This is a genomic window from Pseudomonas marvdashtae (assembly GCF_014268655.2).
In the GTDB taxonomy this organism is placed as follows: Bacteria; Pseudomonadota; Gammaproteobacteria; order Pseudomonadales; family Pseudomonadaceae; genus Aquipseudomonas; species Aquipseudomonas marvdashtae.
This window is the reverse complement of the sequence record NZ_JABWQX020000002.1, coordinates 528,206-543,279: the sequence shown is the minus strand read 5'-3', so window position 1 is coordinate 543,279 and position 15,074 is coordinate 528,206. Positions and strand designations below refer to the sequence as shown.

Sequence of the window (15,074 nt, the reverse complement as noted above, 5' to 3'; positions counted from 1 at the left end):
AGAGAAACCGACAATGGCTGGCACGCAGACCCCGTTGTGTACCGCGTTGCTGATTGATGGCGAAAGCGTGCCCGGCGACGGTTTTGTCGAGCCAATCCTCAACCCCGCCACCGGTGAAACGCTGGCGCACATTGCCGAGGCCAGCACCGAACAGGTCGAAGCCGCAATCCATGCTGCCCATCGCGCCTTCGATGGCTGGTCGCGCACCACCCCACAGCTGCGCTCAAACCTGCTGCTGGACATTGCCAGCGCGATCGAGAAGAACGCCGATTACCTGGCCCGCCTCGAATCCTTGAACTGCGGCAAGCCGCTGCACTTGGCACGCCAGGATGACCTGAGCGCCACGGTGGATGTGTTCCGCTTCTTTGCCGGCGCGGTACGCTGCCAGACCGGCCAGCTCAGCGGCGAATACCTGCCCGGCTATACCAGCATGGTGCGCCGCGATCCGATTGGCGTGGTCGCGTCCATTGCGCCGTGGAATTACCCGATCATGATGGCGGCCTGGAAAATCGCTCCCGCCCTGGCCGCCGGCAACACCTTGGTCTTCAAGCCCTCGGAGCATACGCCGCTATCGATCCTGGCCCTGGCGCCATTATTGGCGCAGATCCTGCCGCGCGGCGTCATCAACATTGTCTGCGGCGGCGGTGAAGGTGTCGGCAGCCATCTGGTCAGTCATCCCAAGGTCCGCATGGTTTCGTTGACGGGCGATATCGTCACCGGGCAGAAAATCCTCCAGGCCGCCGCCAAAACCCTCAAGCGCACGCACCTGGAATTGGGCGGCAAGGCTCCGGTGATCGTCTGTGACGATGCGGACTTGCAAGCGGTGGTCGAAGGCGTGCGCACCTACGGTTACTACAACGCCGGGCAGGATTGCACCGCGGCATGCCGGATCTACGCCCAGGCGGGGATCCACGACCGTCTGGTGGCCGAGCTCGGCGCGGCGGTCGGCAGCCTGCGTTTTGCCGGCAAGCGCGATGCCGACAATGAGATCGGCCCGCTGATCAGCATCCGCCAGCGCGACCGCGTCGCCAGTTTTGTCGAGCGCGCCCTCGGCCAGCCGCACATCGAACGCATCACGGGTGCGGCGGTGCATTCCGGCGCCGGCTTCTTTTACCAGCCGACGCTGTTGGCCGGTTGCAAGCAAAACGATGAAATCGTCCAGCGCGAGGTGTTCGGCCCGGTGGTCACGGTGACTCGCTTCGATGAGCTCAGCCAGGCGGTGGACTGGGCCAACGACTCGGAATACGGCCTGGCCTCCTCCGTCTGGACCCATAACCTTGACAAGGCGATGCAGGTGGCCGCGCGGCTGCAATACGGCTGCACCTGGATCAACAGCCATTTCATGCTGGTCAGCGAAATGCCCCATGGCGGCCTGAAACGCTCGGGCTATGGGAAAGACCTGTCGAGCGATTCGCTCCAGGACTACAGCGTGGTGCGCCATATCATGGCCCGCCACGGCCAGCATCTGTAGATAACAGCACTACTCTAATAACAGGCCAGCCCTGGCGCTTCACCCCGTTGCGAAACTGCCCCGACCATAATTAAAGCAAGAGGGATTTCCATGTACGCGCACAAGACCGCATTGCTCAGTGCAATCACCACGGCGCTTCTGACCAGCGTCAGCCTCCAGGCCGCCGAACCGCTCAAGGCGGTTGGCGCTGGCGAAGGCCAACTGGATATCGTCGCCTGGCCGGGCTACATCGAGCGTGGTGAAAGCGACAAGGCCTACGATTGGGTGACCGGCTTCGAGAAGGAAACGGGTTGCAAGGTCAACGTGAAGACTGCCGCGACGTCCGATGAAATGGTCAGCCTGATGAGCAAGGGCGGCTATGACCTGGTCACTGCCTCCGGCGACGCCTCCTTGCGGCTGATTGCCGGCAAACGCGTGCAGCCGATCAACACCGCGCTGATCGCCAATTGGAAAAACCTCGACCCGCGTCTCAAGGATGCGCCGTGGTACGTGGTCAATCAGCAGACCTACGGCACCCCGTACCAATGGGGCCCGAACGTGCTGATGTACAACACCGAGGTGTTCAAGCAGGCACCGACCAGCTGGAGTGTGCTGTTCGAGGCGCAGAACCTGCCTGACGGCAAGCCGAACAAGGGACGCGTGCAAGCCTACGATGGCCCGATCTACATCGCCGATGCGGCGCTCTACCTCAAGACCGCCAAGCCCGAATTGGGCATCAAGGACCCGTACCAGCTCGACGAAGCCCAGTACAAGGCTGTGCTGGAATTGCTGCGGGCCCAGCAACCGTTGATCCACCGTTACTGGCATGACACCACTGTGCAGATGAGCGACTTCAAGAACGAAGGCGTGGTGGCATCCGGCGCCTGGCCGTACCAGGTCAATGGCCTGACCAACGAGAAACAGCCGATCGCCTCGACCATTCCCAAGGAAGGCGCCACCGGCTGGGCCGATACCACGATGCTGCACGCCGAGGCCAAGCACCCCAACTGCGCGTACAAATGGATGGACTGGTCGCTTCAACCCAAGGTCCAGGGCGACGTAGCCGCCTGGTTCGGCTCCTTGCCGGCCGTGCCGGCGGCGTGCAAAGGCAGCGAACTGCTAGGCGCCGAAGGCTGCAAGACCAACGGCTTCGACCAGTTCGACAAGATCGCCTTCTGGAAAACCCCACAGGCCGAGGGCGGCAAGTTCGTGCCGTACAGTCGCTGGACCCAGGATTACATTGCGATCATGGGTGGGCGCTAAGTCGCAGTCACCTGTTTGGACCGGGGGGACATGGTTAACCCTGTGGCGAGGGAGCTTGCTCCCGCTGGCGCGCGCAGCACGCCCAAAACCGACCGACGCGGTATGACCTGCCCACCGCATCGGCTGGTTTTGGGGTGGCTGCGCCACCCAGCGGGAGCAAGCTCCCTCGCCACGGGACCGCGTTCCAACCGTTGCGATTTCATACCCGCCCCGCTTTCTGGAGCCCCGCACCATGACGCTTGCAGTCCAGTTCACTCACGTTTCCCGTCAGTTCGGCGATGTGAAGGCCGTTGACCGGGTCTCCATCGACATTCAGGACGGCGAGTTCTTTTCCATGCTGGGACCGTCCGGTTCCGGCAAGACCACCTGCCTGCGGCTGATCGCCGGGTTCGAGCAGCCCAGCGCCGGTTCGATCCGCATCCACGGCGAGGAAGCCGTGGGGCTCGCGCCCTATCAGCGGGACGTCAACACGGTTTTCCAGGACTATGCCCTGTTCCCCCACATGAACGTGCGCGACAACGTCGCCTATGGCCTGAAGGTCAAAGGCATCGCCAAGGCCGAACGCATCAAGCGCGCCGACGAAGCACTGGAGATGGTTGCCCTGGACGGCTACGGCCAGCGCAAGCCGGTGCAACTCTCCGGCGGCCAACGTCAACGCGTCGCCCTGGCCCGCGCGCTGGTCAACCGCCCGCGCGTCCTGCTGCTGGATGAGCCCCTGGGCGCCCTCGACCTGAAGCTGCGTGAACAAATGCAGAGCGAATTGAAGAAACTCCAACGGCAGCTGGGCATCACCTTCATTTTTGTCACCCATGACCAGACCGAAGCGTTGTCGATGTCCGATCGCGTCGCGGTGTTCAACAAGGGCCGCATCGAACAGGTCGATACGCCGCGCAACCTGTACATGCGGCCGGCCACCACCTTCGTCGCCGAATTCGTCGGCACCTCCAACGTGATTCGTGGCGAACTGGCCCGGCAATTGAGCGGGCACCCACAGCCGTTCTCGATCCGCCCGGAACATGTGCGCTTTGCCGAAGGCCCGCTGGCTGGGCATGAAATCGAAGTCAGCGGCCTGCTCCATGACATCCAATACCAAGGCAGTGCGACGCGCTACGAGCTGACGCTGGAGACCGGCCAGACGCTCAGCCTCAGCCAGGCCAACACCCAATGGAACGACAACAGCGCCCAGCACCAGACCGGCCAACCGATCACGGTACGCTGGGCGCGTGAGGCGATGGTCGCCCTGCACGACACCGTTGGCGGCGAGGCCTGAAATGAACACCGTGGCCATCACTCAAACGCCCGCGCACGGCTCGCCGTTACGCCGTTTTTCCAACCTGCTGTACCGACGGCCCAACCTCTACCTGTCGATGTTGCTGGTGCCACCGCTGATCTGGTTCGGCGCGATCTACCTGGGTTCGCTGCTGACTTTGCTTTGGCAGGGTTTCTACACCTTCGACGACTTCACCATGGCGGTCACGCCCGACCTGACCCTGGCGAACTTTTCGGCGCTGTTCCAGCCGTCGAATTTCGACATCATTGCGCGCACCTTGGCCATGGCAATCGCCGTGTCCATTGCCAGCGCCATCGTCGCCTTCCCGATCGCCTATTACATGGCGCGCTACACCAGCGGCAAGACCAAGGCATTTTTCTACATTGCGGTGATGCTGCCGATGTGGGCCAGCTACATCGTCAAGGCCTATGCCTGGACGTTGCTGCTGGCCAAGGGTGGCGTGGCGCAGTGGTTCGTCCAGCACCTGGGCCTGGGGCCGGTGTTGCAGTTCGTGCTGGGAATCCCGGGCGTGGGCGGCAGCACCTTGTCCACCTCGCACCTAGGGCGTTTCCTGGTGTTCGTCTACATCTGGCTGCCGTTCATGATCCTGCCGATCCAAGCGTCGCTGGAGCGTTTGCCACCGTCGCTGCTGCAAGCCTCGGCGGACCTGGGCGCCAGGCCACGCCAGACGTTCACGCAGGTGATCCTGCCGCTGTCGATCCCAGGCATTGCCGCTGGCTCGATCTTCACGTTTTCGCTGACCTTGGGGGATTTCATCGTGCCCCAACTGGTGGGCCCGCCGGGCTACTTCGTCGGCAGCATGGTCTACGCCCAGCAAGGGGCCATCGGCAACATGCCCATGGCGGCGGCGTTCACGCTGGTGCCTATCGTGCTGATCGCCATCTACTTATCCATCGTCAAGCGACTGGGGGCTTTCGATGCACTCTGACTCTCGGGCCTCGTGGGGCTTGCGGACCGCGGCATGGGGCGGGCTGGTGTTCCTGCACTTTCCGATCCTGATCATCTTTCTCTACGCCTTCAATACCGAAGACGCGGCGTTCAGCTTCCCGCCCAAGGGCTTGACCCTGAAGTGGTTCAGCATCGCCTTCTCGCGACCGGACGTGCTGGAGGCGATCAAATTGTCCTTGCAGGTCGCGGCCGTCGCCACGCTGATTGCCATGGTCCTCGGCACGCTCGCCTCGGCGGCGCTGTATCGCCGTGATTTCTTCGGCAAGCAGGGCATTTCGCTGATGCTGATCCTGCCGATTGCCTTGCCGGGGATCATCACCGGCATCGCCCTGCTGGCAACGTTCAAGACCTTGGGCATCGAACCCGGCATGTTCACCATCATCGTCGGCCATGCGACCTTCTGCGTGGTGATCGTCTACAACAACGTCATCGCCCGACTGCGCCGCACGTCCCACAGCCTGATCGAAGCCTCGATGGACCTGGGCGCCGACGGCTGGCAGACCTTTCGCTACATCATCTTGCCTAACCTGGGGTCAGCGTTGCTGGCCGGCGGAATGCTGGCGTTTGCCTTATCGTTCGATGAAATCATCGTCACCACCTTCACCGCAGGCCATGAGCGCACGCTGCCGCTCTGGTTGCTCAACCAGCTCAGCCGCCCCCGCGACGTGCCGGTGACCAACGTGGTGGCCATGCTAGTGATGCTGGTCACGATGCTGCCGATACTCGGCGCCTATTACCTGACCCGTGGGGGCGAGAGCGTGGCGGGGAGCGGCGGTAAATGAATGTCACTGTGAAACCGGCCCCCACGGGGTTACAAACCAGATTCAAGAGGACATGCACATGCAAACCAAACTGCTGATCAACGGCCACCTGGTCAACGGCGAAGGCCCCGGCCAGGCGGTATTCAACCCGGCGCTGGGCCGGGTGCTGGTGGAAATCAATGAAGCCAGCGAAGCCCAGGTCGACGCCGCCGTGCGCGCCGCCGACAGCGCCTTCGAATCCTGGTCGCAGGTGGCGCCCAAGGACCGCTCCCTGCTACTGCTCAAATTGGCCGATGCCATCGAAGCCAACGGCGAAGAACTGGCGAAGCTGGAGTCGGATAACTGCGGCAAGCCTTTGGGCGCCGCGCTGAATGACGAGATTCCAGCGATTGCCGACGTGTTCCGTTTTTTCGCTGGGGCCAGCCGCTGCATGAACGGTTCGGCGGGCGGCGAATACCTGCCGGGGCACACCTCGATGATCCGTCGAGACCCGGTGGGCGTGATTGCCTCCATCGCACCGTGGAACTATCCGCTGATGATGGTCGCCTGGAAGATCGCCCCCGCCTTGGCCGCCGGTAATACCGTGGTGCTCAAACCGTCGGAACAGACACCATTGACCGCCCTGCGCCTGGCGGAGCTGGCGTCGGAAATTTTCCCCGCAGGCGTACTCAACGTAGTCTTTGGGCGCGGGCAAACGGTTGGCCAGCCCTTGGTTACCCATCCCAAAGTGCGCATGGTTTCCCTGACGGGCTCGATCGCCACCGGCTCGAATATCATTTCCAGCACTGCCGACACCGTCAAGCGCACGCACATGGAGCTGGGCGGCAAGGCCCCGGTGATCATTTTCGACGACGCCGACATTGATGCGGCCGTGGAAGGCATCCGCACCTTCGGCTTCTACAACGCCGGCCAGGACTGCACCGCCGCCTGCCGCATCTATGCCCAGCAAGGCATCTATGACCAGTTCGTCGAAAAGCTCGGCGCCGCGGTCGGCAGTATCAAATATGGCCTGCAGAACGAGCCCGGCACCGAGATGGGTCCACTGATCACGGCCCAGCATCGCGACCGCGTGGCCGGTTTCGTCGAACGGGCCATTGCCCAACCGCACATTCGCCTGATCACTGGAGGCAAGGCCGTCGACGGCAACGGCTTCTTCTTCGAACCAACCGTGCTGGCCGACGCCCAGCAGGACGATGAAATCGTCCGTCGGGAGGTTTTCGGCCCGGTGGTGTCCGTCACGTCATTCGTCGACGAAGCACAGGTCCTGGCTTGGGCGAACGATTCGGACTACGGCCTGGCCTCATCGGTGTGGACCGCTGACATCGGTCGCGCCCATCGCCTGTCGGCACGTTTGCAGTACGGCTGCACTTGGGTGAACACCCATTTCATGCTGGTCAGCGAAATGCCCCATGGCGGTCAGAAACGTTCCGGTTATGGCAAGGACATGTCCATGTATGGGCTGGAGGATTACACGGTGGTGCGGCATGTGATGTTCAAGCATTGAGTCGACGCCAATTGAAGGTACACCACGACCAACGGGTCGTACTGGTCGTGGTGAAGCGTATCTAGTCACCGTTCAAAACCGCGAAACACTGCGCATCGCATCCACCAGGTAACGCATGGCGATCCGGTCGTTTTCCGACAGCTCCCGATAACGTTCGACCAGCCTCAGTTCTTCCAGGCTGAGTCGTCGTGTCCTGCGCCCATTGGTCAGGCCTGGAAAGATCCCCAGCATTTGGGTAATGCCCTGTATTTTCGTCATGAACGTTGTCCTTCTGTACGTCGATTTGGCCTGATAGCGCCCCGTGATTCGGGGGTTGAAGCGTCTGTCCACGCTAAGAATAGGGAGGATTCGAAGCGTGAGAAGAGAGTTTTAGAGTAATTAGTCAAAAAAATCAGAAATCCTCCGAAAAAAAGAAATATCTGTAAGAAAGTTTGACCAAACCACGCTTTTCCTTTCTCTCCCGCCCAGCAATTCCCCTATGATTTTGCGCCTCGGTGAACCGATCCAGCTCCCAGGCATCTGTTCTTACGTTCGTCGCGTTTGGCCAAAGGCATGTCCGAACTCCCTTATCAATTGCCGCGGCCAGGATCGGCTCGGGATTGTTTCGAGAAAAGGTTGTATTTATGCACCGCAGGAATCTGCTAAAGGCCTCTATGGCCTTCGCCGCCTACACCGGGCTTTCAGCCTCTGGACTCATGGCTGCACGAGCCTGGGCGGCCGATCAGGCGGCCGACGGCGAAGCCCGGCCCTTCGATTTCAACGGGCTGAAAGACCAGGCCCGGAAATTGGCCGCTAGCCGCTACGTCGACACCAAGCAAGTCTTGCCGCCGACCTTGGCCCAGATGTCGCCCCTGCAATTCAATGCCATCCGGTACGACGCCAACCATTCGTTGTGGAATGCGCTGGACGGTCAACTGGACGTGCAGTTCTTCCATGTCGGCATGGGCTTCAAGCAACCGGTGCGCATGTACAGCGTCGATCCGAAGACCCGCATGGCCCGCGAGGTGCATTTCCGCCCGGAGCTGTTCAATTACGAAAAGACCACGGTCAACACCTCGCAACTGACCGGTGACCTGGGCTTCGCCGGGTTCCGGGCATTCAAGGCTCCAGAGCTGGATCGGCACGATATCGTTTCATTCCTGGGCGCCAGCTATTTCCGCGCCGTGGATGAGAGCGGACAGTACGGGTTGTCAGCCCGCGGCCTGGCCATCGACACCTACGCAAAGAAACGCGAGGAATTCCCGGACTTCACCAAATTCTGGTTCGAAACCCCGGACAAGAACAGCACGCGTTTTGTGGTCTACGCCCTGCTCGACTCGCCCAGCGCCACGGGTGCCTATCGGTTTGATATCGATTGCCAGCCGACCCGGGTCGTCATGGAAATCGACGCCCATGTCAACGCCCGCACCGCCATCGAGCAACTGGGCATCGCGCCGATGACCAGCATGTTCAGCTGCGGCACGGTCGAGCGACGCATGTGCGACACCATCCACCCGCAGATCCACGATTCCGACCGGTTGGCCATGTGGCGCGGCAACGGCGAATGGGTCTGCCGTCCGCTGAACAACCCCGCCACCCTGCAATTCAACGCCTTCGCCGACAATAACCCGAAAGGCTTTGGCCTGGTGCAGACCGATCATGACTTCGACAGCTACCAGGACACCGTGGACTGGTACAGCAAACGCCCAAGCCTGTGGGTCGAGCCCACCACGGCCTGGGGTGAAGGTTCTATCGATCTGCTGGAAATTCCCACCACCGGCGAAACCCTCGACAACATCGTTGCCTTCTGGACGCCGAAGAAACCAGTCGCTGCCGGCGATTCGCTGAACTATGGCTACAAGCTCTATTGGAGCGCGCTGCCACCGGTGAGCACTGAGCTGGCGCGTGTGGACGCTACACGTTCTGGCATGGGCGGCTTCATCGAAGGTTGGGCGCCCGGCGAGCATTATCCAACCGTCTGGGCACGACGTTTCGCCGTGGACTTCACCGGCGGCGGCATCGATCAATTGCCTCCGGGCACTGGCATCGAACCGGTGGTGACCTGCTCCCATGGCGAAGTGAAGGACTTCAACGTGTTGGTGCTGGATGCGATCAAGGGCTACCGCATCACCTTCGACTGGTACCCGACCGACGACCGCGTGGATCCTGTAGAAATGCGCCTGTTTATCCGCACCAAAGACCGGACCCTGAGCGAAACCTGGTTGTACCAGTATTTCCCGCCAGCCCCGGATAAACGTAAATACCCTTAAGCACGCAAGCACTGCACCTCAGATAAACAAAAGCCCCGGCCAGACCAACCGGGGCTTTTGTCTTATCGAGCACTCAGTCGCGCAAATCCGACTCGTGGATCGGCTGGTCCCGATGCGTCGCTCGCTGGTACTGCGCCGGCCAGGTGGCTTTGCGTCCACCCAGGTCATCATCGGCATGCAGCGCCCAATAGGGATCGCGCAACAATTCGCGGGCCAGGAAGATGATATCGGCCTGGCAAGTGCGCAGGATGTGTTCGGCCTGGGCCGGTTCGGTAATCATGCCCACGGTACCGGTAGCGATTTCCGACTCCTTGCGCACCCGCTCGGCGAAGCGCGTCTGGTAGCCAGGGCCGGTGGGAATTTCCGCGTTCGCCGCGGTACCGCCCGACGACACGTCGATCAGGTCCACCCCCAATATTCTGAAGCGCCGCGCCAGTTCGACGGTTTCATCCGGGTTCCAACCGTCTTCCACCCAATCGGTGGCGGAGACGCGGACGAACACCGGAAGTTCTTCAGGCCATACGGCCCGGACCGCTTCGGTGACTTGCAGCACCAGCCGGATGCGATTCTCGAAAGATCCGCCATATTGATCTCGGCGCTGGTTGCTCAAGGGCGACAGGAACTGATGCAGCAAATAACCATGGGCAGCGTGGACCTCGACGACCTTGAAACCAGCCGTCAGGGCGCGTTTGGCCGCGTCCACGAACGCCTGGATGACATCGGCGATTTGCCCTTCATCCAGCTGGGTCGGTGGGGTGTGCTGCGGATCGAAGGCAATAGGCGATGGGCCAACCGGAACCCAGCCACCCTCCTCGGGCTTGACGCTGCCATGCTTGCCCAACCAGGGTCGCCAGGTACTGGCCTTGCGGCCAGCGTGGGCCAGTTGGATGCCCGGCACCGCACCTTGGGCGGTGATGAAACGAGTGATGCGTTGCAAGGGTTCGATCTGTTCGTCGTTCCACAACCCCAAGTCCTGGGCGGTGATACGGCCGTCGGCGGTGACGGCGGTAGCTTCGGTGAACACCAGGCCGGCGCCGCCCACGGCGCGGCTGCCGAGGTGCACCAGATGCCAGTCATTGGCCAAGCCATCGGCGCTCGAATACTGGCACATCGGCGATACCGCGATGCGATTGGGCAGGGTCAATTGGCGAAGGGTATAGGGTTCCAGCAGCAGACTCATGGGGCACCTCTCGAATCAGTGGGCAGGCTCCAGGGTTCTGTTTGAAAAGTCGACGAGTGACAAAGGATGCAACACCCGCCCCCGCGGGCAAAAAATTCGACAAGACGTCACAAGGGCTATCAAGCAGTGCTTAGAGACTAGTCGACAACCGGGGGTGAGGGAGGGTTCCGGGGTAAAAACAAGAGAACCACGCGTCAGCCAGTGTTGCCTACCGCGGCTCGATATGGGCAATCATCAGTTGCACCGTTTCCTGGCCGCGGAATTCGTTGAGGTCGAGCTTGTAGGCCAGCTCCACCCAGCGCACGGTAGGGTTGGGCCAGATCTCGCGGTCGATACCGAAGGCAATGCCATCGAGCTTCACCGAACCGCACTCAGTCTTGAGCACGACCTTCAGGTGCCGTTCGCCCACCACGCGCTGCTCGACCAACTGGAACACGCCATGAAACATCGGCTCCGGGAAATGCTGGCCCCAGGGACCGGCATGGCGCAGTGCCCGGGCCAGTTCCAGGTGGAACTCTTCCACCGCGAGGGTGCCGTCCGACAGGAGCCTTCCGGTCAAGTCTTCTTCGCGCAGTTGCCTACGTACTTCAGCGTCAAAAGCCTCGGCGAACAAGGGAAAGTTCGCCTCGGGCAGCGTCAGTCCCGCCGCCATGGCATGACCGCCGTACTTGCTGATCAGCGTCGGATGCTGCGCCGCGACGACGCTCAGCGCATCGCGAATGTGAAAGCCCGGCACCGAGCGACCCGAGCCCTTGAGCAGGCCATCCCCGGCATCGGCGAAGGCAATGGTCGGACGGAAATAACGCTCTTTCATGCGCGACGCGAGGATACCGATGACGCCTTGGTGCCATTGGGGGTCGAACAGGCACAAGCCGAACGGCATCGATTCCACCGGCAGGTCCTTGAGCTGGGCCAACGCTTCGCGCTGCATGCCCTGTTCGATGGACTTGCGGTCCTGGTTCATGCCATCCAGTTGCGCCGCCATGTCCCGCGCCAGCGCCGGGTCGTCGGTGAGCAGGCATTCGATACCCAGGCTCATGTCATCGAGTCGCCCCGCCGCGTTCAACCGCGGGCCGAGAATGAAACCCAGGTCCGTGGAAGTAATTCGCGAAGAGTCGCGCTTAGCCACTTCCAGGATGGCCTTGATCCCTGGGCGGGCGCGCCCGGCGCGAATACGTTCGAGGCCCTGATGCACCAGGATCCGGTTGTTGGCGTCCAGGGGCACCACGTCGGCGACGCTCCCCAACGCCACCAGATCCAACAGCTCGCCAATGTTCGGCTGAGGTGTGCTGGCGTACCAGCCCAGGCTGCGCAGGCGAGCCCGCAGAGCCATCAATACATAAAAAATCACCCCGACGCCTGCCAATGCCTTGCTCGGGAATTGGCAACCGGGTTGGTTCGGGTTGACGATGGCATCGGCCGCTGGCAATTCGAGACCCGGCAAGTGGTGGTCGGTCACCAGCACCTTGAGGCCCGCCGCTTTAGCCGCCGCCACGCCTTCCACGCTGGAGATGCCGTTGTCCACGGTGATCAACAACTGCGGCTCGCGTGTCAGGGCGACTTCGACGATTTCCGGCGTCAATCCATAGCCATACTCAAAGCGATTGGGCACGAGATAATCGACATGGGCCGCACCGAGCAGGCGCAGCCCGAGCATGCCCACCGTGCTGGCCGTCGCGCCATCGGCGTCGAAGTCCCCGACAATCAGGATGCGCTGGCGTTGCTCGAGCGCTACCACCAGCAGATCCACCGCGGCATCGATCCCCTTGAGCTGCTGATAAGGAATCAGGCGCGCCAGGCTCTTGTCCAGCTCAGCCTCGGACTGCACGCCACGGGCGGCGTACAGACGGGTCAACAAGGGCGGCAGGTCGCCAAGAAATGGCAGGGTGTCGGGCAGTTGGCGGGGTTCTATGCGCATGGGGTGACGGACATTTCTCTATTTTTTCGGGATCTTGGATTGTGGCGAGGGGGCAAGCCCCCTCGCCACAATGAAATTCACTCACTACCGCATCAATGGCTCAACCGCGCTCGCCCGACAGCCACTGCAGCTGGACTTCATGCTGGCCACGGTCGTCGGTCACGAAAATCGTCCCTTCGCTGATCATCACGTCCCACTTGATGACGCGGGGCATGTCCTTGGCCAGGGTTTCAAGAACCTCCTGGGGGACGGCGGCGATGTTCACGTTCTTCAGGTTTTTCACCGCGGGGATCACCTTGCCTTCCCAGACCCGCAGGCTGCCGTAGGCCAGCAGGCTGGTACGCTCGGTACGACGCGAACACCAGGTCAGGCGATCGGCATCCGGCTGGCCGACTTCGATCCAATGCAAGACACGGTCATCCAGACTTTTTTCCCACAGCGCAGGTTCATCGACGTCCGACAGACCACGCCCAAACGCCAGCAGCTCGTTGTACCAGAACGCATAGGCCAACAGGCGCACGGTCATACGCTCTTCGGTTTCCGAAGGGTGGCGGGCGATGGTCTGCTTCACACTTTCGTACACACTGCGGTCGAGGTCGGTGAGGTTCAGTTCAAACTTATAGGTCGTGGACGGCTGGGCCATGAACGGGCTTCTTGATACGAGGAAAGGCGGCAAGTCTAACCGATGAGACGGGCAATCCACGAATTGCCGACCATCAACCTGCGGCGACTGGCCTTGGCCTATGATAAAACCCTCTATTCGTTCTGCCTTTGTCCTACAGGATTCGTCATGTCGCTTACTGCCAAACCTCTTGCCGGCGTCAAGGTCATCGAACTCGGCACCTTGATCGCCGGCCCCTTTGCCTCGCGAATCTGCGGTGAATTCGGTGCCGAGGTGATCAAGGTCGAATCGCCCGATGGCGGCGATCCGCTGCGCAAGTGGCGCAAATTGTATGAAGGCACGTCCCTTTGGTGGTTCGTCCAGGCCCGCAACAAAAAGTCGCTGACCCTGAACCTCAAGCACCCGGAGGGTTTGGCTGTCCTGAAAAAACTGATCGGCGAAGCGGACATACTGATCGAGAATTTCCGTCCCGGGGTGCTGGAAAAGCTAGGCCTGGGCTGGGATGTACTGCATGCGCTGAACCCGAAACTGGTCATGGTACGGCTCTCAGGCTTCGGCCAGACCGGCCCGATGAAGGACCAACCCGGCTTTGGCGCCGTCGGCGAGTCGATGGGTGGCCTGCGCTACATCACCGGTTTCGAGGACCGCCCGCCAGTGCGCACCGGGATTTCCATCGGCGACTCGATTGCCGCGCTGTGGGGAGTGATTGGCGCGCTGATGGCCTTGCGGCATCGGGAGGTCAATGGCGGAACCGGACAAGTGGTGGATGTGGCGTTATACGAAGCGATATTCGCCATGATGGAAAGCATGGTGCCGGAGTTCGATGTGTTCGGGTTCATCCGCGAACGCACCGGCAATATCATGCCCGGCATCACACCTTCATCCATCCACACCAGCGCCGACGGCAAGCATGTGCAAATCGGCGCAAACGGTGACGCGATCTTCAAGCGCTTCATGCAAATCATTGGACGCGACGACCTCGCCAACGACCCGCAGCTGGCCAGCAACGACGGACGTGACAGTCGCCGGGACGAGCTCTATGGGGTCATTGATCGCTGGGTCAACTCGTTGCCACTGGATGCCGTCATCGAGCAACTGAACCAGGCGGGCGTACCGGCCAGCCGGATTTTCAGCGCCGAGGACATGTTCAGCGACCCGCAATTCCTCGCCCGTGAAATGTTCTTGCAGGCCAAGCTGCCCGACGGCAAGGCATTCAAGATGCCTGGCATCGTACCGAAACTTTCCGACACACCAGGCACATCCGAGTGGGTCGGGCCGGCGCTCGGGGAACATACCGCAGAGGTGCTCGACGAGCTTGGCTACGATGCACAACACATCGCCCGATTGCGTACCGAGGGAGCCATCTGAGCTTGCGCGTGCATGAGCTCCGCCCATAAACACCGGGCAAAAAGAAACCCCGAGAAGTGGGGAGACAACTCGGGGTTAAACGTGACCCTTCAAGGTCCGTGCAACAAGCGACAAGCACCGGAGCACAATGCTTGCTCTTGTTGGTAAAAGGTCTGACTCACGGGGACGTAGGAAGGTTCCCTCAGACATCAATTCGCAACAGCCATGACCTTGTCCTGGGCCACATTACGCAACGCCGCAATCACACAAGGCTCCAGGCGCCCCTCGGCAATCAGCACATCGCGATGCAGGCCGTCGACCACGTCGGTCAATTGGCGCTTGTCGGCCAGCTGGGCCTGATTGAACGCGTGCTCGACCATGATAGCGCCCGCCGGGTTTCTCAACGTCACCAGGCATTCACGAGGGCCGGAGGGAGTGAGCGTGACCTGATACGGACTCAAGGCTTCATTCAGCAAGAGGCTGATACTTTCCATTCGATCACCCTTCAATAATCCGAAAAAAACAACTGCACAGTAAGTGA

Annotated in this window: 13 protein-coding genes; 8 read left to right on the top strand and 5 right to left on the bottom strand. The window is 61.3% G+C overall.

The window, feature by feature from the left end; genetic code table 11:
- Nucleotides 1-13 precede the first annotated feature (13 nt).
- The 6 genes from HU742_RS22265 to HU742_RS22240 all read left to right on the top strand — a co-directional run bounded on the left by HU742_RS22265 (nucleotide 14) and on the right by HU742_RS22240 (nucleotide 7,217).
- The gene (locus tag HU742_RS22265; protein ID WP_186634879.1) at nucleotides 14-1,471 is read left to right on the top strand and encodes a gamma-aminobutyraldehyde dehydrogenase; all 1,458 of its coding nucleotides are present in this window, start codon (nucleotides 14-16) and stop codon (nucleotides 1,469-1,471) included.
- Between the two features lie 90 nt (nucleotides 1,472-1,561).
- Complete coding sequence (gene ydcS / locus HU742_RS22260; RefSeq protein ID WP_186634876.1) at nucleotides 1,562-2,713, top strand: putative ABC transporter substrate-binding protein YdcS; 1,152 nt, start codon at nucleotides 1,562-1,564, stop codon at nucleotides 2,711-2,713.
- 232 nt (nucleotides 2,714-2,945) lie between these two features.
- Complete coding sequence (locus tag HU742_RS22255) at nucleotides 2,946-3,983, top strand: ABC transporter ATP-binding protein (RefSeq protein ID WP_186634873.1); 1,038 nt, start codon at nucleotides 2,946-2,948, stop codon at nucleotides 3,981-3,983.
- 1 nt (nucleotide 3,984) lies between these two features.
- Nucleotides 3,985-4,932 (top strand): ABC transporter permease, encoded by a 948-nt coding sequence (locus tag HU742_RS22250; protein WP_186634870.1) that lies wholly within the window; start codon nucleotides 3,985-3,987, stop codon nucleotides 4,930-4,932.
- Nucleotides 4,922-5,734, top strand: a complete 813-nt coding sequence (locus HU742_RS22245; RefSeq protein ID WP_186644146.1) for an ABC transporter permease — start codon at nucleotides 4,922-4,924, stop codon at nucleotides 5,732-5,734. The genes HU742_RS22250 and HU742_RS22245 overlap by 11 nt, the downstream gene beginning before the upstream one ends.
- 58 nt (nucleotides 5,735-5,792) lie before the next feature.
- The gene (locus HU742_RS22240) at nucleotides 5,793-7,217 is read left to right on the top strand and encodes a gamma-aminobutyraldehyde dehydrogenase (RefSeq protein WP_186634864.1); all 1,425 of its coding nucleotides are present in this window, start codon (nucleotides 5,793-5,795) and stop codon (nucleotides 7,215-7,217) included.
- A gap of 72 nt (nucleotides 7,218-7,289) precedes the next feature.
- Here the strand turns inward: HU742_RS22240 and HU742_RS22235 are convergent, their stop codons facing one another.
- Complete coding sequence (locus tag HU742_RS22235; RefSeq protein WP_186634861.1) at nucleotides 7,290-7,475, bottom strand: hypothetical protein; 186 nt, start codon at nucleotides 7,473-7,475, stop codon at nucleotides 7,290-7,292.
- A 365-nt stretch (nucleotides 7,476-7,840) separates the two neighbouring features.
- Here HU742_RS22235 and HU742_RS22230 point away from each other — a divergent pair, with 365 nt between their 5' ends.
- Entirely contained in the window at nucleotides 7,841-9,466 is a 1,626-nt protein-coding gene (locus tag HU742_RS22230; protein ID WP_186644144.1) for a glucan biosynthesis protein D, read from the top strand.
- A gap of 73 nt (nucleotides 9,467-9,539) precedes the next feature.
- On the opposite strand, the gene HU742_RS22225 is transcribed toward HU742_RS22230, so the two are convergent.
- From HU742_RS22225 to HU742_RS22215, 3 genes are all read right to left on the bottom strand, one after another.
- Nucleotides 9,540-10,646 (bottom strand): NADH:flavin oxidoreductase/NADH oxidase, encoded by a 1,107-nt coding sequence (locus HU742_RS22225; protein WP_186634855.1) that lies wholly within the window; start codon nucleotides 10,644-10,646, stop codon nucleotides 9,540-9,542.
- Nucleotides 10,647-10,854: 208 nt separating this feature from the next.
- The gene (gene recJ, locus HU742_RS22220; protein ID WP_186644142.1) at nucleotides 10,855-12,564 is read right to left on the bottom strand and encodes a single-stranded-DNA-specific exonuclease RecJ; all 1,710 of its coding nucleotides are present in this window, start codon (nucleotides 12,562-12,564) and stop codon (nucleotides 10,855-10,857) included.
- Nucleotides 12,565-12,664: 100 nt separating this feature from the next.
- Nucleotides 12,665-13,207, bottom strand: coding sequence for a YaeQ family protein (locus HU742_RS22215; RefSeq protein WP_186644140.1), 543 nt, complete (start codon nucleotides 13,205-13,207; stop codon nucleotides 12,665-12,667).
- A 147-nt stretch (nucleotides 13,208-13,354) separates the two neighbouring features.
- Here HU742_RS22215 and HU742_RS22210 point away from each other — a divergent pair, with 147 nt between their 5' ends.
- Nucleotides 13,355-14,554, top strand: coding sequence for a CaiB/BaiF CoA transferase family protein (locus HU742_RS22210; protein WP_186611131.1), 1,200 nt, complete (start codon nucleotides 13,355-13,357; stop codon nucleotides 14,552-14,554).
- A gap of 188 nt (nucleotides 14,555-14,742) precedes the next feature.
- Here HU742_RS22210 and HU742_RS22205 read toward each other — a convergent pair whose 3' ends face one another.
- Nucleotides 14,743-15,027 carry a DUF3509 domain-containing protein gene (locus tag HU742_RS22205; RefSeq protein WP_186611130.1) on the bottom strand — a complete coding sequence of 95 codons (285 nt, stop codon included), beginning with the start codon at nucleotides 15,025-15,027 and terminating at the stop codon, nucleotides 14,743-14,745.
- Between the last annotated feature and the right edge of the window lie 47 nt (nucleotides 15,028-15,074).